Origin of the sequence: Amycolatopsis heterodermiae, assembly GCF_034929455.1 — a bacterium.
Classification (GTDB): domain Bacteria; phylum Actinomycetota; class Actinomycetes; order Mycobacteriales; family Pseudonocardiaceae; genus Amycolatopsis; species Amycolatopsis heterodermiae.
On record NZ_JAYFSI010000022.1, the window covers coordinates 70,935 to 92,198 of the forward strand.

A 21,264-nucleotide genomic window follows, 5' to 3' on the forward strand; every position below is an offset into this window, starting at 1 on the left:
GGATGGATCGAGCGGAACTGGCGGCCTTCCTGCGACGACGGCGGGAGGAGCTGCGGCCGGAGGACGTCGGGCTCCTGCCGGGCGCCCGCCGCCGGACGGCCGGGCTGCGGCGCGAGGAGGTCGCGTCGCTGGCGGCGATGTCGACGGACTACTACACGCGCCTGGAGCAGCAGCGCGGCCCGCAGCCGAGCGAGCAGATGCTGGCCGCGCTGGCCCGCGCGCTGCGGTTGAGCAACGACGAGCGCGACTACCTGTTCGTGGTGGCCGGCCGCACCGCCCCCTCCCCCGTGGCGACCGCCGCGCACGTGGCCCCGGCGCTGCTGCGGGTGCTGGACCGCCTGGCGGACACCCCCGCGCTCATCATCTCCAACCTGGGAGAGGTCCTCGTGCGCAACCGTCTCGCCGAGGCGCTCTACGGCGCCGCCGAGCACACCGGGCTCGCGCGCAGCGAGATCTACCGCTGGTTCACCGACCCCCGGGAGCGCCTGATCTACCCGGAGCACGACCGCGACCGGCAGAGCCGCGCCCTGGTCGCGAACCTGCGCGCCGCGCACGGCTCGATGGGCCCGCAGTCCCGGGCGGGCGAGCTGGTGCGGGCGCTGACCCGCGAGAGCGAAGAGTTCGCCCGGCTGTGGGAGCGGCACGAGGTCGCGAGGCGGTTCGAGGACCACAAGGTGCTCGTGCACCCGCAGCTCGGCGAGATCGAGGTGGACTGCCAGGCACTGTTCACCGAGGACCAGTCGCAGACCCTGCTGGTGCTCACCGCGCCCCCGCGCACGGAGGCGTTCGAGAAGCTGCAGTTGCTGGGTGTGCTCGGCAACGAGCGGTTCGAAGACGCCCGTTAGGTTCCCGCCGGGCCAGTCGGGGTACGCATAGGGTGGCCGCCGGAACCCGAGGGAGCACCACATGGACGAAAACCTGCTTGCCGAGCGGGACGCCGTCCGGCGCGTGGACGAGGTCACCACCGCGCTGGACCGGCTGGCCGGCACCTTCCAGGAGGAGGAGACGCTGGCCGAGGTCCTGCAGCGGGTGTGCCAGCAGGTCGTGCACGCCGTGCCGGACGCGGAACTGGCCAGCATCACCCTGCTGCGCGACGGCTCCCCGTACACCGCCACGGCCACCGGCGACAGCGCGCACCACATCGACCAGGCCCAGTACACCGCCGGGGAGGGCCCGTGCCTGGAGGCCGCCCGGACCGGCGAGCTCCAGCGGGTCAAGGTCGCCGAGGCGGCCCAGCGGTGGCCCGAATTCGCCACGGCCGCAGCCGAGTCCGCGGTACTGGGCTACCTGTCCGCGCCGCTGTTCATCGACCACGAGTACCACGGTTCGCTCAACCTGTACGACACCGGCGGCAACAGCTTCGGCGCCCTCGACGCGGCGCTGCTGGAGCTGTACACCACCGCCGCCGAAGCCGCCCTGCGCAGCTCACGGCGACACCAGGCGGCCCGCGAGACCATGGCCCAGCTGTCCACGGCCCTGACTTCCCGCGCGGTGATCGACCAGGCCAAGGGCATCTTGATGGCCCTGCACCGCATCACCGCCGACGACGCCTTCGAACTGCTCGTCAAGGCGTCGCAGGAGCGGAACGTGAAGCTTCGCGAAGTCGCGGAGGACTTCGTCATCACCGCCATGGGCGCCGAAAAGTCCACTTAGGACATACGTGTGGCCGGTGCCCGGGAACCCGATCACGTGTGAGACTGGACAACGCCGATCCCCACGACAAAGGAGTCCGCATGGGTAAGGTGTTCAGCCGCCGCACTGTCCTCGTCACCGGCGCGAGCGTCACCGCCGGCCTGACGGTGCCCGGCATCGCCCACGCCGGTGGAACCGGCCGCGCCGGATTCACCCTGGACGCGCAGACGCTCGACGGCGGCGAACAGGTCACCTCGGTCACCCTCGCCACCGCCCGGTTCGGGCCGCTCGACCCGGCCGGCCTGACCACCGGCACGTTCAGCGTGCACGCGAAGGCCACCAGCCCGATCGACACCGGCGGCCAGGACATCGGGTACGACCTCGACCGGCCCGTGACGGCCGCGCGGCTCGACCACCGCGGGAACGTCGTGCTCGACCTGAGCTACGGCGAGGGCCAGCCCGGCGGCGGCACGCTCGGCTACATCAACAGCAAGGGCCGCAACGTCCGGCTCAACCTCGCGTACACCATCACGCAGCACGAGCCGCTCCGCTCGCGAGGCGGGCGGCCGGTCACCATCACCCGGTTCACCCAGGGCCCGCTGGTGAACGCCGAAGTCGACGCTTTCGACCACCACACCTCACGTTCCGGGATGAAGTACCGGCTGTACTCCCCTGCCCACCGAAACGGCAGGCGGCCGCTGATCGTCTGGCTGCACGGCGGCGGCGAAGGCGCTTCGTTGCCCGACAACTACTACGACAACGAAACCACGTTGCGCGCCAACCGCGGCGCGCTGGGTTTCGCCACCCGTGAAGCGCAGGCGATCTTCGGCGACGCCTACGTCGTCGCCCCGCAGAGCACGTCCGCCTGGATGGACGACGGCCCGCGGTTCGCGCCGCTCATCAACGAGATCGTCCGGGACGTGCTGCGCACGCGGCCGGTCGATCCCGCGCGCGTGTACGTCGTGGGCTGCAGCAACGGCGGCTACATGAGCGTGAAGATGACCACCGTCTACCCGCGCACGTTCGCCGCGTCGGTGCCGATCTGCGGGGTCGTCGCCGCCCGGGAGGCGGGCGGCCCGCCGCTGGTGCCCGACGCCGAGCTGGCCGCGATCAGCACCCCGACCTGGCTGGTCGCCTCCCGCGACGACGACACGGTCGACCCGCAGGCCAACACCGTCCACGCCCACGAGCTCATCCCCCGCTCGTCGATGACGCTCTACGACCACGTCATCCGCGACGGCCACCAGTTCCCCGGCCACTGGTCCTGGATCTACGTCGCCCGCAACGACCCGAGCATCGGCGGCACCCACGTCTGGCAGTGGATGGCCCGGAAACACCGCTGAACCCGAAGGTCAGTGCCACCGCTGGTCCACGTGCAGGTGGCAGTCCCACAGCACGAGCCGGGTCCCGTTGGCGGTACTGCCGTTGTCGGCCAACCCGACGCACTTGTCCGAGGGCGTGTTCTTCCACGCCCACCCACCGGGCACGGCGACCCAGCTCCACTGCTGATCGGGATGTCCGTGGCAGTCCCACAGCACCAGGTCGGTCCCGTTCGCGGTGCTGCCGTTGTCCGCCAGCCCGACGCACTTGCCGTTCGGGTAGCCGGACGCGGTGCTGCGCACCAGGGGGCCGTTGCCCCAGTACCAGTACTGGTCGACGTGGTAGTGGCAGTCCCACAGGACCAGCCGGGTCCCGTTGGCCGTGCTGCCGTTGTCCGCCAGGCCGACGCACTTGTCGGCGGACGAGGCCAGACTGCGGATGGTGTTGCCTTCCACGGCGTTCGCGGGAACGACGGCCCCGGCCGTCAACGCCAGCGCTCCGGCCAGCGCCAGCACCGCTCGAGAGAATCCGCGCATGAGTGAGCCCCCTTGATCGCGTGCAGTCCTCGTGGACACGGGACAGCATCGCGGGTCACTCGCCGCGGCGGACCCGCCGAGGGGGCGGCGGAAGGGGCAGCAGAAAGACACCGCGGCAGCGGGAGACCACCGGTCCCCCGCTGCCGGGCAGGTCACTTCGTCAGGAACTCGTCCAGGCGCAGCGCGCGGTTCACGATCCGGACGTCGCCGATCCAGCCGTGGAACACGTTGTCGAGTGCGCCGCCGTACTCGTGGCCGCCCAGGAGCCACGTGAGGCCGAGGGAGGCGATGCCCACGGAGTCGGTGAAGGGGTTGTCGGCCACCAGTGAGCTTTCGACGTAGACCTTGGTGTGGTGCCCGTCGTTGACGACCGCGATGTGCCACCACTGGTCTTCGGCCAGGCCGTGGCTCCAGTTGGTGGTCGGGTAGGTCTGGCTGAGCGGGTAGCAGTTGAACTGCACCTCACGACCGTTGTTCGTGGTCATGAGCTGGGCCACCGGCTCCTTCGGGTCGGTGTTCTTGCCGTGCTTGCCCGCGTCGCCGGACGCGCCGCGGCGGACCAGGACGGGCATGTTGCCGTTGGTGCCGCCGTCCCAGTCGCGCGGGATCTTCACGAACGTCTCGATGGTGTAGCCGCGCTGGAACGTCTCGGTGTTCAGCGGCGCGCCCGCGCCGGTGCTCAGGTACGCGCCGTGCAGCGGGCTCCGGCCGCCGGCGAACCGGAGACTGGCGTGGCCCGGCTGGTCGGGGTGGTGGTCGTCGGTCCAGACCAGCGCGTCGGGGACGGTGCCGGCGACGGACTGCAGCGTGAGGTCGTTGCCGTGGCCGGAAAGGTCGCGCACCTTCTGGCCGGCGGTGACGGGGCTGCCGTTCGGGCCGACGTTGTCGAAGCGCCAGTACGCGAGCGTGCCCGGCACGAGCACCTTGCCGGCCGGGCGCGCCGGGCGGACCGGCACCGGGATGAAGCCGGAAAAGCGCTGCTCGAAGTCGAACGGCATCGAGAAGCGGTCGACCGGCGTGGTGAGCCGCGACTCCAGCACCTCCATGCGGTTGCGCTTCGCGGGGTCCTTCTCGAGGATCCACGGCGAGATCGTCTCGACGTCGATCGTGTTGCGCTCGAGGTCGAAGTGGTACAGGCGCAGCATGCCGCCGCCGCTCATGTACCGGTTCTGGTAGTTCGTGATGTGCAGGTGCACGTCGTGGCCGGCGGTGTTCTTCTTCGTCATGCGGCCCGAAGGCCAGTAGTGGCCGTTGAGCGTGAGGAAGATCTGGTCGTTGTCCTTGATCAGCGTGTCCCACACGGTCTGGCCGTAGCCGCTGAACTCGGCGTTGTTCTCGGGGTCGCCGGACTCGTAGGGGTAGACCTCGTCGCCGTAGGTCGACCCGACGATCTCGTGGCAGGTCAGGATCACCGGCAGCTTCGGGTGCTTCTTGATGACGTCGTTGGCCCAGGCGAAGCCCGCGGCCGACGTACGCCAGTCCATGGCCAGCAGCAGCCATTCGCGCCCGGCGGCGCGGAAGACGTGCGCGGTGTTGTAGCCGCTCGCGTCGGAGCCGAGGAACGACTTCTGCCGGCGGAACCGCTGCGGGCCCATGGTCTGCAGGTACGGCGTGGTGCCGCGGGTGTCGTCCCCGGACACGTCGTGGTTGCCCGCGAGCACGCTGTAGGCGACGCCGGCCGAGTCGGCGATCTTGAACGCCTTGTCCACGGCCTGGAACGACGTGGCGTCGGCGTCCTGCGTCAGGTCGCCGAGGTGGGCCAGGAAGACGATGTTGTTGTCCGGTTTGCCGCTGTTCTCGATCACGTACCGCAGCGACGCTTCCTGCGGCTCCGGGTTGATGCTGTTCTGGCTGCCCCAGTAGAGGTACTGGGTGTCCGGCATGATCGCGACGGTGAACTGGAGGCTGTCGCCGTCCGGGTTCCACCGGCCGCCGCCTCGGTTAGCGCTGTCCGCGGGCTCGGCCTGGGCGGGTGCGGCGCCGAGCGCACCCAGCGCCGTCGCGCCGACGCCGGCCAGGCCCGCGTTGCGCAGGAAGGACCGTCGGGTCGGGCCCGCCTGGTTTTCGCGCATGATGTGCCTCATTCGGTTTTCGGGAGAATCCTGCAACGGCCCGGACGCTATTCCCGCCTGCTTGAGCCGACACGAACACCAGATGTCCTGCTCACGTCGGCTCCCTTACGTCGGCGCCTTTCGGGGTTGACAATCCTTGTCCTGCTTGACAATTCCTGTCCTGTTCGAGATCAGCCGGCCTCTTGACCAGCAGGTCGACCGCGCCCACCGCGAGCCGGTGGGTGTCCTGGACGACGGTGGCTCGCAGGGGGCTGCTGCCGGTGTCGATCAGCGTCCTGGCTTCGAGGACGCCGTCGATGCCGATCACGACAGTCGCGCGGGTGGCCGCCGACGGAGCGACCAGGAGGGCGTCGACCGCGTCGACCGCCATCTCGTCGTTGGTGCAGAAGACCGCGTCGAGGCCACGACCGTCCGGCAGCCGGCCATTTCCCCGAGTTCACCCGTGTCGTATCCGATGAACGCGGTCCTGGCCGGGTATTCGGACTCGGTGGGGAAAGGCTCGAGATCGGCGAAAACGACCGGCAGCCGGGATTCCCGGCAGAACGTCACCAGATCCTCGCGCAGCCGGAGCACTTCGCCGGCGACGATGATGCCCCCGATGCAGGCTTCCTTCCGGCTCTGGATGCGGCGCACGTGATGCGCCTGCGTCCCGGCGTCGTAGTCCCGGTCCGGCACCCGGAGCACGAGGTCGATGTCGTTGCGGTCGAGCGCGCTGTGCACCCGAACGCCGGCGACAGCGGATTCGTCTCCGTCACTCTCCGGTGAGGGCCCGGTAAACCGGCCGCAGCAGGTCGGTGACGTCCTCGCCGCCCGCCGTGATCGGGAACGGCGGGGCCTGGTCCAGGAGCGCGTCGGACGGGGCTCCGTGCAGCGGGGCCGCGCCGTTCAGGCCCGGGGCCGGGGCGCTGTCGAAGAAGGTGTCCATGACCTCGGTCAGGGCCGGGAACTCGGGATCGGCCGGTTCGGCGGAGATGAGCCGGTTCTTCAGTTCCTCCAACAGCGTTTCGCGGTCCCGGCCGCGCAGCGCGAGGACGGTGAACGGATCGTCGCCGACCCGCGCAACCAGCGCGGAGAACACCGCGTTCAGGTGGCCGCACGGCACTTCGGCGTCCGGGCAGGTGCAGTCCAGGGACACTTCCCGCGCCGACGACGGGAACAGCGGCAGCCGGAGCGCCTTGAAGATCTGTTCGACGTCACGGGGCAGTTCGCCGCGCAGGAGCTGGACCGTCAACGACGCTTTCGCCGCGAGGGCTTGGGTGATCGCCGCCCAGTCCGCTTTCCCGAACGCCGTCAGCCCGAGCCGCACCTGGTACGGCCGGCCGTCCCGCACCTCGGCGTCGACGCGGCCGGCGCCGACCTCCAAAGAGCTGACGCTCCCCTGCCCGTGCGCGGGCAGGAGGACGCCGACCGCCGTCAGCGCGCGGATGAACCGGGTCGCCCACCACGGGAGCGGCTCAGTCATCGATCGCCTCCTCCCCCAGGGCGAGCACCCCGCGCAGCGCGTCCGCGGACAGCTCCGTCAGCCCGCTTTCGCTCTCGCCGACGACCAGGCCCGCGAGCGCGCGCTTCCGGGTGATCAGGGTGTCGATGCGGTCTTCGATGGTGCCCGGGCAGACGAACTTCCGGACCTGGACGGTCCGTCCCTGCCCGATCCGGAACGCCCGGTCGGTGGCCTGGTTCTCCACGGCCGGGTTCCACCAGCGGTCCAGGTGCAGGACCTGGCTGGCCGCGGTCAGCGTGAGCCCGGAGCCGCCCGCTTTGAGCGAGAGCAGGAGGATCCGCGGCCCGTCGCCGGCCTGGAAGCGGTCCACGATCGCGTCCCGCGCCCCCTTGGCCAGGCCGCCGTGGAGGAACGCGACTTCGGCGCCGAGCCGGTCCGTCAGGTGGGGCACGAGGAGGTGGCCGAATTCGGTGTACTGCGTGAAGCACAGCACCCGGTCCCCCGACGCCAGGATTTCCGCGAGGACCTCTTCGAGGCGGGTGACCTTGCCGGAGCGGTGCCCGATCGGCGAGCCGTCGTGCAGCAGGTGCGCGGGGTGGTTGCAGACCTGCTTGAGCTTCGTGATCGCGGCGAGGATGTTGCCCCGGCGCTTGATGCCCTGGCTGTTCTCGATCTTCCGCATCATCTCGTCGACGATCGCGCGGTACAGCGTGCCCTGTTCGCGGGTGAGCCGGTACTCCTGCCGGATTTCGATCTTCTCCGGGAGCTCGGGGACGATCGCGGGGTCCGTCTTCACCCGGCGCAGCAGGTACGGCTGCGTGAGCCGGCGCAGCGTGGCGGCCATGGCGGTGTCGCCGCGGCGCTCGATCGGCGCCGCGAACCGCTGCCGGAACTCGAACCGGCTGCCGAGCAGCCCGGGGTTGAGCAGGTCCAGCACCGACCACAGGTCCGCCAGCCGGTTCTCCACCGGGGTGCCGGTCAGCGCGAGCCGGTGCCCGGCCGTGAACCGCCGCACCGCCTTGGCCGTCGCGGTGTCGGCGTTCTTGATGGCGTGCGCTTCGTCGAGCACCAGGCGCCGCCAGGTGACTTTCTCGAGTTCGCCGGCGTCACGGGCGGCGGTGGCGTACGTCGTGACGACGAGGTCGGCCGCGGCGACCTGCTCGGCGAGCGTGTCCCCGTGCGCGCGGGCGCTGCCGTGGTGGGCGAGGACGCGCAGGCCCGGCGCGAAGTTCGCCGCCTCCCGCTGCCACATGCCGACCAGCGACATCGGGCACAGCACCAGCGTCGGCCGTCGATCGTCTTCGACCCGCTCGAGCGCCTCCAGCGCCAGCGTCTGGACGGTCTTGCCGAGGCCCATGTCGTCGGCCAGGCACGCCCCGAGCCCCAGCGCCGCCATGAAGGCCAGCCAGGCGACGCCTCGCCGCTGGTAGGGGCGCAGCGTGGCCCGGAACGACGGCGGCAGCTCGACCGGCCGCAAACCCTCGTGGACCCGCTCGGCCAGGACGTCCCCGACCCAGCCGCCGGCGCTGACGCCGGTGACCGGGAGCGGCGCCTCCCGCGCGAGGCTGACCAGCTCAAGTAGCTCGGCCGCGGTCGGCGGCTCGGTGTGCCGGTGCGGGTCGCGGCGCAGGAACTCAAGCCCGGCGCGGAGCCGATCGGCGTCGACGCTGATCCACCGGCCCCGCAGCCGCACCAGCGGAGTCTTCGCCGCCACGAGCCTGGCCAGCTCCTCCTCGCCGATCTCGGTGTCGCCCACCGCGATCGACCAGCGGAACGCGGCCAGCTCGTCGCGGCCCACCCGGCTGCGGGTGACGACCTGCTCCGACGGCGTGCTGCGGACCGACAGCCGCAGCCCGAGCCGGCGCCGGCCGTCCCAGGTGGCCGGCAGCTGCGCTTCGAAGCCGGCCTCGAGCAGCCGGGTCGCGCCCGAGGTGAGGAACCGTTCGGCCTCCTCGACGGTCAGGTCGTACTCGGACGGTTGGGTCCGGCGCAACGCCGGCGCCAGCATCGGCTCCACCAGCGCGGCCCGGCCCAGCTCGGCGACCAACAGCCCCCGCGGGTCCCGGACCAGCCCGTTCGCCTCGCCGGACCAGATCTGCCCGGCCGAGAGCAGCAGGCTCGGATCGGCCGTCGCGCGCAGCAGGAACTGCAGCTGCCACTTGGTGCCGTCGCCGGTCTGGTCGTCGGGATCGGCCTCGGCGGGCAGGCGCAGGGTGCCGACCTCGGCCAGCCGGAAACACGCCCGGCCGTCGACGACGTCGGTGTCGGCGACCTCGTCCCACTTCGCGACGGCGTCGGCCAGGACGCCAAGCTCACTCAGCGGCAGCTCGACGCGGGCGGCGCCGCCCTGCAACGCCGACAGCCACACGCCGACCGCGCCCCGGCTCCCGCGCAGGTCGGCGGGCGGGTCCGCCCGCGCCAGCCGGTCCCGGACCGCCGCGTCGACCAGCGTGTGGAGGGCGTCGGTGACGAGCGCGCGCGGCGAGGCGCCGGTGAGCGGCGCGATCTGCTCGGCCCGCCCGGCCGGCGGCATGGCCTTGACCAGCGCGTCGAACGCGACGAAGTCCACACCCTGCAGCACCGGGCGCCACCGGGCCTCCGCCGCGTCGCCCTGGCGGACCAGCGTCGGCAGCACCCGCCCGCGCCGCACCAGGTCCGCGGCCAGGCGGGCCACCGCCCGCAGGTAGGTGACCGAAGCGCCGTAGGTGGCCGAGTCGTCGAGGTCGTCCAGCTCGGTGGCGTCCACGATCAACGCCGGCACCGACCACGGCCGCAGCGTCGGCGCCGGGCCACGCCGGCTCGGCGGCAGCTCGGAGGAGGCGAGCGGCCGGTTCGCCCGCGACGGCAGCAGCACCGTCGCCGACGTCGGCTTGCCGGGGTGCAGCGCGGTCAGCTGCGCGCTGGAGACCGCGAACGGATGCGGCAGCGCGATCTGCGCCGAGCGGCTCGACGTGCCGGCCGGGCGCCGGTCGTGCTCCGCCCACAGCAGCAGACCCCGGCCCGGCGACCACAGGGCGTGCACCAAGGGCAAGGTCTGGAGCTCCTTCGTCCGATCCGGCTTCCCCGCAGATCGTCGCACGGCGGCCGGGGCACTCGCCGGTCCTAGTCCACCACGATCGCCTTGAAGCTCTCCGTTTGCTTGCGGATGCCTGCCTCCGTCGGCAGCCGCTCGATGGACGAGGCACCGAAGAACCCGGCGATGCCCTTGGTGTTGTCCAGCACGTACTTCGCGTCGGCGGGCTCGGCGATCGGCCCGCCGTGGCAGAGGCACAGGATGTCCGGGTTGACCCGCTTCGCGGCGTCGGCCAGGGCCTGGACCCGTTCGGCCGCCTCCGGGAGCGTGATCGCCGTCCGCGCCCCGATCGTGCCGGACGTCGTGAGTCCCATGTGCGGCACCAGGATGTCCGCGCCGGCCCGGGCCATGTCGGCCGCCTGCTCCTCGTCGAACACGTACGGCGCGGTCAGCAGGTCCAGCTCGCGGGCGGCGCGGACCATGTCGACCTCGAGGCCGTACCCCATGCCGGTCTCCTCGAGGTTGGCGCGGAAGGTCCCGTCGATCAGGCCGACGGTCGGGAAGTTCTGCACCCCCGCGAACCCGGTTTCCTTGACCTGCTTGAGGAAACGCGGCATGACCCGGAACGGGTCGGTGCCGCACACCCCGGCCAGCACCGGCGTGGTCCTGACCACCGGCAGCACCTCGGCGGCCATCTCCATGACGATCGCGTTGGCGTCGCCGTAGGGCATCAGCCCGGACAGCGAGCCCCGCCCGGCCATCCGGAACCGCCCCGAGTTGTAGACGATCAGCAGGTCGATCCCGCCGGCCTCGGCGGACTTCGCGGTGATGCCGGTGCCGGCGCCCCCGCCGATGACCGGCTTCCCGGCGGCCACCTGCGCGCGGAACCGGGCGAGGATCTCTTCGCGGCTCATCGGGTCTCAACGCTCCTTCGGGGTCGAGGTGAGCTGGCGGTGCAGGGTCTCGGCCATGGCCGCGCCGAAGCCCGGGTCGTTGAGGGCCAGGTCGTGCTCGTGCACGGTCACCGCGGAGCCTTCCAAGCCCGTGCGCAGCGCCTCGAACAGTGCGGCGTCGGCGTCCGCGTCCCGGAACGGTGCTCCTTCGACGTCGACCGCGCTGACCCCGCGCAGCGGGATGAACAGGTCCGTGGGCCCGGTGGCCGCGGCCAGCTTGCGGGCGATCCGCCGGCCGAGTTCGGCCATCTCGCCTGCCGTCGTGCGGACGAGGGTGACCGTGGGGTTGTGCACGAGGACGTTGCGGCTTTCGAACTGCGCCGGGAGCGTCTCCCGCGGGCCGAAGTTGACCATGTCCAGCGCGCCGAGGCTGACCACCTGCGGCACGCCGAGCCGTCCGGCGACCTCCAGCCTGTCCGGCCCGGCGCTGAGGACGCCGCCGACGAGGTCGTCGCACAGTTCCGTGGTGGTCAGATCGCAGACCCCGGCGAGCATGCCGGACGCCACCAGCTTCTCCATCGCGCGGCCGCCGGTGCCGGTGGCGTGGAAGACGAGCACCTCGTAACCCAGCGCGGTCAGCCGCTCGCGCGCTTCGTCCGCGGCCGGGGTCGTGACGCCGAACATGGTCAGCCCGACCAGCGGGGCGTGCTCCTCGGTGCCGGTCCGGGCCTCGTACGCCTGGGCCATCGCAGCGATGCCGGCCGCCGCGTTCCCGAGCACCGCCGCCGAGACGGAGTTGATCCCGGCGACGTCGACCACGGAGTACATCAGCGTCGCGTCGACCTCGCCCACGTAGGGCTGGACATCGCCGCTGGCCATCGTGGACACCAGCAGCTTGGGCACGCCGACCGGCAGGGCCTGCATGGCCGGGGCCGCGACCGAGGACCCGCCCGACCCGCCGACGGCGAGGAGGCCGTGCAGGCGGCCCTGCCCGTGGAGGTCGCGCACCACGGCGGCCGCGCCGGCCGCCAGCACGGTCATCATCTCGCCGCGGTCGCGCCGGTCCCGCAGCTGCCCGGCGTCGCCCCCGGCGGCCGCGATGACCTCGTCCGAGGACACGTCGGCGAGCGGGCTTGCGGAGAACGACCCGGCGTCGACGGTCAGGACGTCGACGCCGTGCCCGGCGAGCCGCTCCCGGAGCCAGGCGTACTCCGCACCTTTGGTGTCCAGCGTTCCCAGGAGAACCACGGTCGCCATCGACAGCCCCTTCGGTCGGGCCGGACCGTCTCGCCGCGGGCCGGCCGCCCTTCATTCTGCGCTGTCGTGGCCGGCCCGGCTGATCGTCATCATGGCGTCGCCGCCGCGCTGGAACTCGTAGTCCACCGGCCGGATCGCCGTGTGCAGCCCGGCGGCCGCCAGCTCGGCGCGCACCGGCGCCAGCTCCGGGTTCTCGGCCAGGCCCATCGACACCAGCGGGAACACGCGGACCTCGCGCCCGACCCGCGCCAGCTCGCGCAGGCTCGCCACGTGGAACTCGCGGTCGAAGCGGTCGGCGTAGCTGAACAGCAGGTGCGAGCTCAGCACCAGGTCGAACTGCCGGTCCGCGAACGGCAGCGCGGGCAGTTCGGCGTGGACGTAGTTCTCCGGGCGCGCGGCGCGGTCGGCCGCGAACAGCTCGGCCGACCGCGTCCGGGACTCCAGGTAGTGGTCCGGGTCGCGGAAGTACGTCCACACGTACTCGTCCGGGTGGGCCTGGTGGTAGGCGTACCCGCGGCCCAGGCTCTCCAGCGCCGCCTCGCGCACCTGCCCGACCGGGCGCTCGTAGACCGGGTCGCACGCCAGCGCGTGCCCGCCCGCCGCGGTGAGCTCCGCGGTCAGGCTCGCCGCGCCGCCGGGGCAGTCGAGGACGCGCCCGGCGAGGTCGGCGCCGGTGAGGGCGAACATCCGGCGGTACTCGTCGAGCGAGCGCGAGCTGACGAGAACCGCGCCGATGCGGTTTTCAGGGCGGAATTCGTCCGTTTCGGGCATTGTCGTCCCCCCATTGATCCGGTCGGTTATTTTCGCATTTTCGCCGAGTCGGGCGAGAACAAACCGGTATTCTCCCCTCTCGGGATCGAGGGAGGGGTTGTCATGCACACATTCCGGCGGTGGGTCACCGCCACGGTCACGGTCGTCGCGGTCACCGCGCTGGGCGGGTGCGGGCTGCTCGGCGGGTCGGACGACAACGCCGGCGGCAACGACAAGGTCGAGAAGGCCACCGTCAAGGTCGGCATCATCCCGCAGCTGCTCGACATCGCCGGCTTCGAGCGGGCCCGCAGCGCGGGCTACTTCGGCGCCGCCGGCCTGCAGGTCGAGCTGGTCACCATCAAGAGCGCCACCGAGGCCGTGCCCAAGCTCAAGACGGGCGAGCTGGACTTCGCCTTCGGCAACTGGTCGTCGTTCATCGCGGCCCAGTCGGAGGGGGCGGCCGACCTGCGGGCGGTCGCGGACGGCCTGCAGGCCAAGCCGGGCATGACGGCACTGGTCGCGATGCCGCAGTCCCCGATCACCTCGGCGAAGGACCTGCCGGGCAAGTCGGTCGGCGTCAACGCGCTGGTCGGCAACGTGACGCTCACCAGCAAGGCGGTCGTCAAGGCCGCCGGTGCCGACCCCGGCCGGGTCCAGTTCAAGGTCATCCCGACCGCGGACGCGCTGAACGCCCTGAAGACCGGGCAGATCGACGTCATGTCGCTGCAGGAACCGAACCTGACCATGGCCAAGCAGAAGCTCGGCGCCAAGGTCGTGGCCGACCGGGCGACCGGGCCGGTCGCGGACTTCTCGATCAGCGGCTACGTCGCGCCCGCGGCCTTCGTCAAGAACAACCCGAAGACGACCGCCGCCTTCGCCGGCGCCATGGCCAAGGGCCAGGGCGACCTCGCCGACCAGCAGCTGGTCCGCAAGACCCTGCAGGACTACGCCAAGCTCGACCCGGGCGTCGCGCAGGCCGTCGGCACCGGCGTCTTCCCGACGGCGGTCGAGGGGGCCCGGCTGCAGAAGGTCGCCGACCTGATGCTGACCTACGGCGACCTCAAGAAGAAGTTCGACGTCGGGCCGATGCTCTACCAGGCGCCGGCGTCGTAGGTCATGCGCCGGATCCTCCGCCGCCTCGCCGGAGTGGCGGTGCTCCTCCTCGGCTGGGAGGGGTTCAGCCGCTCCGGCCTGATCGCGCGGGAGTACTTCCCGCCGCCGTCCGAGGTCGTCGTCGCGCTGGCCCGGATGCTGGGCGAGCGCGAGTTCCTGCTCGACCTGATCGCGACGCTGCTCGCGTGGCTGATCGCGGTGGGCGTCGCCGTGCTGGTCGCCGTCCCCGCCGGCCTGCTGCTCGGCAGCATCCCGCTGGTGCGCACGGCGGTCGGCGCGGTGATCGAGTTCCTGCGGCCGATCCCGGCGATCATGTGGTTCCCGCTCTTCTACATCATCCTCATGGACGGCGCGGAAACCAAGATCATGCTCGCGGCGTACGCGGCGGCCTGGCCGATCCTGTTCAACATCGTCTACGCGCTGGGTGAGGTCGAGCGCGGGTACGTCGAAACCGCGCGGTCGTTCGGGCTCGGCCGGCTGGCGATCCTCCTGCGGGTCAAGCTGCCCGACGTGGTCCCGTTCGCCATCACCAGCCTGCGCATCGCGGCGACGTTCGCGTTGCTGGTGGTGGTGTCCACTGAGCTGGTGTTCGGCGGCGACCGGGGCGTCGGCATCTACCTCATCCGGTACGGCGAGGAGAGCGGCCGCCTGGACATCGTACTGGCCGGCGCCGTCGTCGCCGGGGTGCTCGGCTACCTGAGCAACAGCGCTTTCGCGGCGCTGCAACGGAAGTTCGTCGTGTGGGCGCCGGGTGAGGTGCGATGACCGGGCGGACCGAGGCGCCGGCCCGGCTCGTGGCCGGGGTGCTCCAGCGGTGGGCGGTGCTGATCGGGTGCCTGCTCGTGTGGCAGGCGCTGACCGCGTACTTCGACGACACGTACTTCCCGACCCCGGTCGAGATCGCCGGGAAGATGCACGAGCTGTGGTTCTCCGGCCCGGCGAATCACCTGTTCCTGACGCAGGTGGCGATCGAGAACATCCTGCCGAGCCTGGGCCGGCTGCTGGCCGGCTGGCTCGTCGGCGGCGCGACCGGCGTCGTGCTCGGGCTCGTGCTGGGCCGCTCCCGCGCCGGGCTCGACTACGCCGACGCGATCGTCAACTTCGGCCGCGCGCTGCCGGCCCCCGCGCTGCTCCCGGTGTTCCTGGTGCTGTTCAAGATCGGCACCCCGGTCCAGCTGGCGACGATCGTGTTCGGCGTGATCTGGCCGGTGCTGCTGAACACCGTGCAGGGCGCGCAGTCGGTGGAGCCGGTCATGGTCGACACGGCGCGGGTGTACGGCACCTCGCCGGTGCGGCTGCTGGTGACCGTCGTCCTGCCGGCGTCGCTGCCCAAGATCTTCTCCGGCATGCGGATCGCGCTCGGCCTGTCCCTCGTGCTCATGGTGATCTCCGAGCTGGTCGGCGCGACGAACGGGATCGGCTACCAGTTCCAGCTCGCCGGCCAGAGCTTCGACCTTCCCGCGGTGTGGGCGTGGATCGCGCTGGTCGGCATCCTCGGCAACGTCCTGAACGGACTGTTCCTGCTGGTAGAGAATCGTGTTCTCGGCAAGCACCGGGCGTCCGGGGCGGAGTAGCGCCGCTCAGCCGAGTTCGAGCCGCATGTGCCAGCGGACCCGGCGGTCGGCGCGCGCCTGCGTCGGCCTGATCCGCTCGAACCCCGCCGCCTCGAACAACGTCGTCGTGCCGACGTGCGCGGCGCTCGAGCTGATCCGCGCGCCCTCGGTGTCGACCGGGAAGCCCTCCACCGCCGGCGCCCCCTGCTCGCGGGCGTACTCGACGGCGCCGTCGAGCAAGGCCCGCGACACGCCGCGCCGCCGGAACGGCGACCGCACCACGAAACACACGACGCTCCACACGGGCCGGTCGTCGAGCGCCGGGATGGTCCGCGACCGCACCAGCCGTTCCATCCGCGAGCGCGGCGAGACCCCGCACCAGCCGACCGGCGTAGCGCCGTCGTAGGCCACGACCCCCGGAGCGGGCGAACCGGCGCACAGGTCCCGGACCCGCGCGGCCCGCTGTTCACCGCGCAGGGCGCTGTACTCGGCCGAGGTGATCCGGTAGGCGAGGCACCAGCAGGCCCGCGGGTTCCCGCCCGGGTTGAGCAGCGCCGCGACGTCCTCGAACCGCGAAGCGGGACGAACCTCCCAAGCTTCCACGTCGGTCACCGGGCCACCATGCCACACGCCGAAACGTCACGCGCGCAGGCGGAGCAACGCCTTACCCAGCTTGGTGCGCTCACGCAGGCAGACGACCATGATCGCGGCGAACCAGGCCACCGTGAGCAGGCTGAGCCAGTTGCCGAGCACCGCGTTGAGCCCGCTGATCCCGGCGCCCAGCGCGCAGGCGACCACGGTGCCCGCGCGGTGGCGGCGGTGCCGCGCCAGCTGGTGAACCCCGAGCCGGATCGCCGCCTCACGCAGCCCGGGGTCTTCAGGGACCCGGCCGGAGCGGCTGGCCCGGGCGGCGGCACGGAACTGCGGCCACGTCAGCTCTTCCCCAGCGGCCCGCCACATCTCGTGTTCCGCGCGGGCGTTCGCCGGTCCCGCCACCGCACCGACCACCGTGCCCCCGCCGACGCCCACCAGCACGGCGACCCAGAGCGGAGCGTCGGGCAGGGCCACCGTCGCCTCCATCAGCACCACGCCGACCGCGAACCACGCCCCGAACCGCAGCCCCAGCTGCCAGGCCCGCCGAGATCCCCCTCGCGTCCTCATCCCCTCATGGTCGGCCCATCCGTAGAGGGCCGCCCGGCGGCTACGCCATACGGCCCATCAGGAGGCCGGAGGCTCTTCCACCAGCGCCTGGCTCAGGTCGCGCAGTGCCCGCAGCTGGGACGCGCTCAGCGTGCGGGTCATCGCCGTGGCCACGTGCCGCGCGTGGGCGCGGCCGAGGCGGCCCTGGACCGCGCGGCCCTCGTCGGTCAGCACGATCCGGGACGCCCGGCCGTCCCGGGGGTCGGACCGGCGCTCGACCAGGCCGCGCTGCTCCAGGCGGGCCACGAGGCGGGACACCCCGGCCTGCGTGAGCAGGACGTCGTCGAGGAGTTCGGTGATCCGCAGGCCCTCGTCGTGGCCGGCCAGTGCGTAGAGCACGCCGTACTCGGTCGGGGCGAAGCCGCCCCACGCGCCGGCCTGCTCGAATTCGCGGGCCAGGGTCGCCTGGGCGCGGAACAGGGCCTCCCACGCCTCGTTCGCCAATCGGAAGACACCGGCCATCGACTCGTTCGACCTCCTCACGCACAGCGTAGGCCGCCGGGAATACATGCGCAGTCATGTTGTTCTACTCGCTGTCAGCGTCCAGCACCAGAAGGGCAGCGCCAGATGACCACGCCGGAACCTCTCGTCTTCGGTCTCGACACCTTCGGCGACGTCCCGGAGGACGACTCCGGCCAACTGCTCTCCCACGGCGACGCGATCCGCCAGGTCGTCACCGAAGCGGTCCTGGCCGACGAGCTGGGCGTCGACGTCATCGCCCTCGGCGAGCACCACCGGCCGGAATACGCCATCTCGACGCCGGAAACCGTCCTGGCCGGCATCGCGACCCGCACCGAGCGGATCAAGCTCGCGTCCGGGGTCACCGTGCTGTCGTCGGACGACCCGGTGCGGGTCTTCCAGCGCTTCGCGACCGTCGACGCCCTGTCCCGCGGGCGCGCCCAGGTGATCCTCGGCCGGGGGTCCTTCACGGAGTCGTTCCCGCTGTTCGGCTACGACCTGAAGGACTACGAGGTGCTGTTCGAGGAGAAGATCGACCTCTTCGCCCGGCTCCTGGACGAGAAGCCCGTCACCTGGGAGGGCACCACCCGCGCCCCGCTCGAGAACGCCGACGTGTTCCCCAAGACCGACTCCGGGCGCCTCGACACCTGGGTCGGCGTGGGCGGCTCGCCCCAGTCGGTCATCCGCACGGCCCGCTACGGCCTCCCGCTCATGCTCGCCATCATCGGCGGAGCGCCCGCGCGGTTCGCCTCCTACGTCGACCTCTACCGCCGGGCCGCCGCGCAGTTCGGCACGACGGCCCACCCCGTCGGAATGCACTCCCCCGGCTTCGTCGCCGACACCGACGAAGAGGCCGTCGAAACGTTCTGGCCGCGCTACCGCGTCATGCACGACCGCATCGGCGCCCTGCGCGGCTGGCCGCCGATCGGCCGGGCGCAGTACGAGGCCGAGGTCGCCGACGGGTCGCTGTACATCGGCTCCCCCGCCACCGTGGCGCGCAAGATCGCGGACGCCGTGCAGACGCTGGACGTCGGCCGCTTCGACCTCATCTACACCGTCGGCAGCCTCCCGGCGTCGGCCCGGCTGCACGCGGTCGAGCTGTACGGCACCGAGGTCATCCCCCGGGTGCGCGCCCTGCTCGCGGAGAAGAAGGTGTCGGCATGAGCCGGGTTCGCGTCGGCATCGTCGGTGCCGGCAAGGTCGGCACCGTGCTCGCCCGGCTGGCTCTCGACGCCGGCTACGAGGTGCTGATCTCCGGTTCCGGTGACCCGGCCAAGATCGCGCTCACCGTCGAGGTGCTGGCACCGGGCGCCGTGGCCACCACCACGGCGGACCTGGCCGCCCGGTCGTCGGTGGTGATCCTCGCGCTGCCGCTGGGCAAGCACACCGCCCTGCCCGCCGAGGCGCTCGCCGGCAAGCTGGTGATCGACGCGATGAACTACTGGTGGGAAACCGACGGGATCCGCGCCGACCTCCGCAGCTCGACCAGCGAGATCGTGCAGGCGTTCCTGCCCGCGTCCCGGGTCGTGAAAGCCTTCAACCACATGGGTTACCACCACCTGGAAGAAGAAGCCCGGCCGAGCGGCGCCGACGGCCGCAAGGCGATCGCCGTCGCCGGCGACGATCCCGCCGATCTCGCCGCCGTCGCGCGGCTGGTCGTCGCGTTCGGCTTCGACCCGGTGCTCGCGGGCTCGCTCGCCGACGGCGCCCGGCTCGAACCCGGCCGGGCACCCTTCGGCGCCAACGTCGGCGCCGACGACCTGCGCACGATGATCGGCTCGGTCAGCGAAGGAGCAGAGGCGTGAAGTTCCAGGTTCTCGACATCCTGCCGCACCTGACGAACCCGGTGAGCGGCCGCCAGGTCCGCACCGACGAACGCTTCGCGCAGGCGCTCACCTCGGCGCGCTACGCCGAAGAGTTCGGGTACGACGCCGTCGCGCTCGGCGAACGCCACGCGGGCCCCTTCCTCAGCAGCGGCGTCACGGTACTGCTGGGCGCGATCGCCGCGACGACCAGCCGCGTGCGGATCCAGACCGGCGTGTCCGTGCTGTCGATCCACGACCCGCTGCGGGTGGCGGAGGACTACGCCACGGTCGACCAGCTCTCCCGGGGACGGCTGGAACTGGTCATCGGCAAGGGAAACGAGCTGCGCCAGCTGCCGATGTTCGGCATCGAAAACGGCGACCAGTGGGACGCGCTCGCGGAGAAGTACGAGCTGCTGCGGCGGCTCTGGCGCGAGGAGGACGTCACGTGGGAGGGCCGGTTCCGCGGTCCGCTGAAGGACGTGACGAGCCTGCCGCGCCCGTTCGCCGGCGCGCCCCGGATCTGGCACGGCTCGGCCACCACGGCGACGTCGGCCGAGCTGGCCGCGAAGTGGGGTGATCCGCTGTTCTCCGCCAACGCGATCCAGCCGCGGGACAACTACACGGTCCTGATCGAGCGCTACCGCGAGCAGTACGCCGAGCACGGCCACGACCCGCGACTCGCGTTCGTCGCGGCCGGCGCCGGGTTCCTCTACCTGGCCGACACCACGCAGGAGGCGCGGGAGGCGTTCGGCCCGACCTACGAGAAGATGGTCGCCTTCTTCAACCGGCCGGGAAACCACACGCCGGGCAACGCGATGACGTTCGCCACGGTCGACGACGCGATCGCCCGCGGGCCCGTCCTGGTCGGCAGCCCGCAGCAGATCGCCGAGAAGATCCTGTGGTGGCACGAAGCCTTCCGGCACGACCTGCAGTCCTTCAGCCTGCCCACCATGCTCCCGCACGAGCAGCAGCTCGAGATGCTGGAACGGTTCGCCGGCGAGGTCGTGCCCGTGGTGCGCAAGGCGGCACCCACGGCACTGTGGACGGACGCCGACCCGTACGGCGGACGTCCCGCCGCGTACGGGCGCACGTCTCCCCTCGAAGCCCGGTAACCCTCACATCGCGTATTGGTACGCCGGGTACGTCAGGTAACCGTCGTCGCCGCCCTGGTAGAACGTCGCCTCGTCGACCGGGGCGATCGGCAGGCGGTTGCGCAGCCGCTCGACGAGATCGGGGTTCGCGAGGAAGGCCCGGCCGAAGCTGACGAGGTCCGCGCCGAGCCCGAGCCAGTGCTCGGCGTCCGTCCGCCCGGTCTGCTTCGGCCCCATGGGAACGGAAGGGTTGACGATCAGCGTGCCCGGCCATCGGCGGCGCAGGTCGAGCAGCACGCTCTCGTCGACGGTGGCTTCGAGGTGGACGTAAGCCAGCTCCAGGCGGGCCAGCTCGCGGAGCAGCGCGGTGTAGAGCTCGGCGACGTCGGTCTCCTCGACACCCCAGAACGAGCCGCCCGGGGAGAGCCGGATACCGGTCCTGGCCGCTCCGGCGACCGCCGCCGTCTCCTCGGCCGCTTCGACGGCGAACCGGATCCGGTTGGCCACCGTGCCGCCGTAGGAGTCGGTGCGCAGGTTCGCATTCGACGACAGGAACTGCGAAATCAGGTAGCCGTTCGCCCCGTGCAGTTCGACGCCGTCGAACCCGGCGTCGAGCGCACGGCGGGCCGCCTCGGCGTAGGACCGGGCGTGCCCGGGCACCTCGGCGGTTTCCAGGGCCCGCGGCACCGGAGCGGGCTGCGGCCCGCTCGGGGTGAACACGTCACCGGCCGCGGGCACCGCCGACGGGCCGACCGGCCGGGTGCCGGTCGTGTCCGGGTGGGAGACCCGCCCGCCGTGCATCAGCTGCGCGAAGACGCGCCCGCCGTTGGCGTGCACCGCGTCGGTCACCGGGCGCCACGCGGCGACCTGCTCGCCGGTGTGCAGGCCCGGCGTTCCCGGGTTCGACTGCCCGGCCGCGCTCGGCTGCACCCCTTCGGTGACGATGAGCCCAGCGGTCGCGCGCTGGGCGTAGTACGTCGCCATCGACGGGGTGGCCAGGCCGCCGGCCGCCGCGCGGACCCGGGTCATCGGGGCCATCACGACCCGGTTGGGCAGGACCAGCCCGCCGATCTCGTGGCGGTCGAAAAGCGTTGTCACGTCAGGCTCCTTCGCTCGGTGGGGCCCGGCA

General features: G+C 71.9%; 21 protein-coding genes. 9 read left to right on the plus strand and 12 right to left on the minus strand.

Translation table 11 applies throughout. The features are described from left to right. Positions 1–2: 2 nt before the first annotated feature. From VA596_RS48205 to VA596_RS48215, 3 genes are all read left to right on the plus strand, one after another. Complete coding sequence (locus VA596_RS48205) at positions 3–845, plus strand: helix-turn-helix transcriptional regulator (RefSeq protein ID WP_323337341.1); 843 nt, start codon at positions 3–5, stop codon at positions 843–845. Positions 846–906: 61 nt separating this feature from the next. Further along, positions 907–1,653, plus strand: coding sequence for an ANTAR domain-containing response regulator (locus tag VA596_RS48210; RefSeq protein ID WP_323337343.1), 747 nt, complete (start codon positions 907–909; stop codon positions 1,651–1,653). 80 nt (positions 1,654–1,733) lie between these two features. Further along, positions 1,734–2,975, plus strand: a complete 1,242-nt coding sequence (locus tag VA596_RS48215; protein WP_323337345.1) for a carboxylesterase family protein — start codon at positions 1,734–1,736, stop codon at positions 2,973–2,975. A gap of 9 nt (positions 2,976–2,984) precedes the next feature. Here VA596_RS48215 and VA596_RS48220 read toward each other — a convergent pair whose 3' ends face one another. The 8 genes from VA596_RS48220 to VA596_RS48255 all read right to left on the minus strand — a co-directional run bounded on the left by VA596_RS48220 (position 2,985) and on the right by VA596_RS48255 (position 12,935). After that, positions 2,985–3,488 carry a ricin-type beta-trefoil lectin domain protein gene (locus tag VA596_RS48220; protein WP_323337347.1) on the minus strand — a complete coding sequence of 168 codons (504 nt, stop codon included), beginning with the start codon at positions 3,486–3,488 and terminating at the stop codon, positions 2,985–2,987. A 152-nt stretch (positions 3,489–3,640) separates the two neighbouring features. Further along, positions 3,641–5,560 carry a LamG-like jellyroll fold domain-containing protein gene (locus VA596_RS48225; RefSeq protein ID WP_323337351.1) on the minus strand — a complete coding sequence of 640 codons (1,920 nt, stop codon included), beginning with the start codon at positions 5,558–5,560 and terminating at the stop codon, positions 3,641–3,643. 91 nt (positions 5,561–5,651) lie between these two features. Then, positions 5,652–5,930: a type 1 periplasmic-binding domain-containing protein gene (locus VA596_RS48230; protein ID WP_323337352.1), complete on the minus strand. Its 279-nt coding sequence runs from the start codon at positions 5,928–5,930 to the stop codon at positions 5,652–5,654. Positions 5,931–6,311: 381 nt separating this feature from the next. Beyond that, positions 6,312–7,022: an SWIM zinc finger family protein gene (locus VA596_RS48235; protein WP_323337354.1), complete on the minus strand. Its 711-nt coding sequence runs from the start codon at positions 7,020–7,022 to the stop codon at positions 6,312–6,314. Then, positions 7,015–10,032, minus strand: coding sequence for a DEAD/DEAH box helicase (locus VA596_RS48240; RefSeq protein ID WP_323337355.1), 3,018 nt, complete (start codon positions 10,030–10,032; stop codon positions 7,015–7,017). Before VA596_RS48240 ends, VA596_RS48235 begins: the two co-directional genes overlap by 8 nt. A 71-nt stretch (positions 10,033–10,103) precedes the next feature. Beyond that, on the minus strand, positions 10,104–10,928 hold the full coding sequence (locus tag VA596_RS48245; RefSeq protein WP_323337356.1) for a phosphoenolpyruvate hydrolase family protein: 825 nt from the start codon (positions 10,926–10,928) through the stop codon (positions 10,104–10,106). 6 nt (positions 10,929–10,934) lie between these two features. Then, positions 10,935–12,164, minus strand: a complete 1,230-nt coding sequence (locus VA596_RS48250; RefSeq protein WP_323337358.1) for a Tm-1-like ATP-binding domain-containing protein — start codon at positions 12,162–12,164, stop codon at positions 10,935–10,937. Between the two features lie 51 nt (positions 12,165–12,215). Further along, a complete protein-coding gene (locus tag VA596_RS48255) occupies positions 12,216–12,935 on the minus strand; it encodes a class I SAM-dependent methyltransferase (protein ID WP_323337360.1) in 720 nt (239 codons plus the stop codon). Between the two features lie 102 nt (positions 12,936–13,037). On the opposite strand from VA596_RS48255, the gene VA596_RS48260 reads away from it, so the two are divergent. The 3 genes from VA596_RS48260 to VA596_RS48270 are packed head-to-tail and all read left to right on the plus strand — an operon-like array spanning position 13,038 to position 15,601. Next, the gene (locus VA596_RS48260) at positions 13,038–14,027 is read left to right on the plus strand and encodes an ABC transporter substrate-binding protein (protein WP_323337361.1); all 990 of its coding nucleotides are present in this window, start codon (positions 13,038–13,040) and stop codon (positions 14,025–14,027) included. 3 nt (positions 14,028–14,030) lie between these two features. Beyond that, a complete protein-coding gene (locus VA596_RS48265) occupies positions 14,031–14,792 on the plus strand; it encodes an ABC transporter permease (RefSeq protein WP_323337363.1) in 762 nt (253 codons plus the stop codon). Continuing rightward, positions 14,789–15,601: an ABC transporter permease gene (locus VA596_RS48270; protein WP_323337365.1), complete on the plus strand. Its 813-nt coding sequence runs from the start codon at positions 14,789–14,791 to the stop codon at positions 15,599–15,601. The genes VA596_RS48265 and VA596_RS48270 overlap by 4 nt, the downstream gene beginning before the upstream one ends. A 6-nt stretch (positions 15,602–15,607) precedes the next feature. Here VA596_RS48270 and VA596_RS48275 read toward each other — a convergent pair whose 3' ends face one another. The 3 genes from VA596_RS48275 to VA596_RS48285 are packed head-to-tail and all read right to left on the minus strand — an operon-like array spanning position 15,608 to position 17,263. After that, positions 15,608–16,192, minus strand: coding sequence for a GNAT family N-acetyltransferase (locus VA596_RS48275; RefSeq protein WP_323337367.1), 585 nt, complete (start codon positions 16,190–16,192; stop codon positions 15,608–15,610). A 27-nt stretch (positions 16,193–16,219) separates the two neighbouring features. Next, on the minus strand, positions 16,220–16,741 hold the full coding sequence (locus VA596_RS48280) for a hypothetical protein (RefSeq protein ID WP_323337369.1): 522 nt from the start codon (positions 16,739–16,741) through the stop codon (positions 16,220–16,222). A 57-nt stretch (positions 16,742–16,798) separates the two neighbouring features. Beyond that, a complete protein-coding gene (locus VA596_RS48285) occupies positions 16,799–17,263 on the minus strand; it encodes a MarR family winged helix-turn-helix transcriptional regulator (RefSeq protein ID WP_323337370.1) in 465 nt (154 codons plus the stop codon). Positions 17,264–17,347: 84 nt separating this feature from the next. On the opposite strand from VA596_RS48285, the gene VA596_RS48290 reads away from it, so the two are divergent. The 3 genes from VA596_RS48290 to VA596_RS48300 are packed head-to-tail and all read left to right on the plus strand — an operon-like array spanning position 17,348 to position 20,156. After that, entirely contained in the window at positions 17,348–18,403 is a 1,056-nt protein-coding gene (locus VA596_RS48290) for an LLM class flavin-dependent oxidoreductase (protein WP_323337372.1), read from the plus strand. Further along, positions 18,400–19,044: an NADPH-dependent F420 reductase gene (locus VA596_RS48295; RefSeq protein ID WP_323337374.1), complete on the plus strand. Its 645-nt coding sequence runs from the start codon at positions 18,400–18,402 to the stop codon at positions 19,042–19,044. The genes VA596_RS48290 and VA596_RS48295 overlap by 4 nt, the downstream gene beginning before the upstream one ends. After that, entirely contained in the window at positions 19,041–20,156 is a 1,116-nt protein-coding gene (locus VA596_RS48300; protein ID WP_323337376.1) for an LLM class flavin-dependent oxidoreductase, read from the plus strand. Before VA596_RS48295 ends, VA596_RS48300 begins: the two co-directional genes overlap by 4 nt. 3 nt (positions 20,157–20,159) lie before the next feature. Here VA596_RS48300 and VA596_RS48305 read toward each other — a convergent pair whose 3' ends face one another. After that, on the minus strand, positions 20,160–21,233 hold the full coding sequence (locus VA596_RS48305; protein WP_323337378.1) for an alkene reductase: 1,074 nt from the start codon (positions 21,231–21,233) through the stop codon (positions 20,160–20,162). Positions 21,234–21,264 lie beyond the last annotated feature (31 nt).

Bases quoted from the DNA above. Each gene is read 5' to 3' on its own strand.
- VA596_RS48255 (WP_323337360.1), bottom strand. From the start codon at position 12,935: ATGCCCGAAACGGACGAATTCCGCCCTGAAAACCGCATCGGCGCGGTT.
- VA596_RS48225 (WP_323337351.1), bottom strand. From the start codon at position 5,560: ATGCGCGAAAACCAGGCGGGCCCGACCCGACGGTCCTTCCTGCGCAAC.
- VA596_RS48295 (WP_323337374.1), top strand. From the start codon at position 18,400: ATGAGCCGGGTTCGCGTCGGCATCGTCGGTGCCGGCAAGGTCGGCACC.
- VA596_RS48260 (WP_323337361.1), top strand. From the start codon at position 13,038: ATGCACACATTCCGGCGGTGGGTCACCGCCACGGTCACGGTCGTCGCG.
- VA596_RS48220 (WP_323337347.1), bottom strand. From the start codon at position 3,488: ATGCGCGGATTCTCTCGAGCGGTGCTGGCGCTGGCCGGAGCGCTGGCG.
- VA596_RS48235 (WP_323337354.1), bottom strand. From the start codon at position 7,022: ATGACTGAGCCGCTCCCGTGGTGGGCGACCCGGTTCATCCGCGCGCTG.
- VA596_RS48290 (WP_323337372.1), top strand. From the start codon at position 17,348: ATGACCACGCCGGAACCTCTCGTCTTCGGTCTCGACACCTTCGGCGAC.
- VA596_RS48205 (WP_323337341.1), top strand. From the start codon at position 3: ATGGATCGAGCGGAACTGGCGGCCTTCCTGCGACGACGGCGGGAGGAG.
- VA596_RS48250 (WP_323337358.1), bottom strand. From the start codon at position 12,164: ATGGCGACCGTGGTTCTCCTGGGAACGCTGGACACCAAAGGTGCGGAG.
- VA596_RS48265 (WP_323337363.1), top strand. From the start codon at position 14,031: ATGCGCCGGATCCTCCGCCGCCTCGCCGGAGTGGCGGTGCTCCTCCTC.
- VA596_RS48210 (WP_323337343.1), top strand. From the start codon at position 907: ATGGACGAAAACCTGCTTGCCGAGCGGGACGCCGTCCGGCGCGTGGAC.
- VA596_RS48215 (WP_323337345.1), top strand. From the start codon at position 1,734: ATGGGTAAGGTGTTCAGCCGCCGCACTGTCCTCGTCACCGGCGCGAGC.
- VA596_RS48230 (WP_323337352.1), bottom strand. From the start codon at position 5,930: ATGGCGGTCGACGCGGTCGACGCCCTCCTGGTCGCTCCGTCGGCGGCC.
- VA596_RS48280 (WP_323337369.1), bottom strand. From the start codon at position 16,741: ATGAGGACGCGAGGGGGATCTCGGCGGGCCTGGCAGCTGGGGCTGCGG.
- VA596_RS48270 (WP_323337365.1), top strand. From the start codon at position 14,789: ATGACCGGGCGGACCGAGGCGCCGGCCCGGCTCGTGGCCGGGGTGCTC.
- VA596_RS48245 (WP_323337356.1), bottom strand. From the start codon at position 10,928: ATGAGCCGCGAAGAGATCCTCGCCCGGTTCCGCGCGCAGGTGGCCGCC.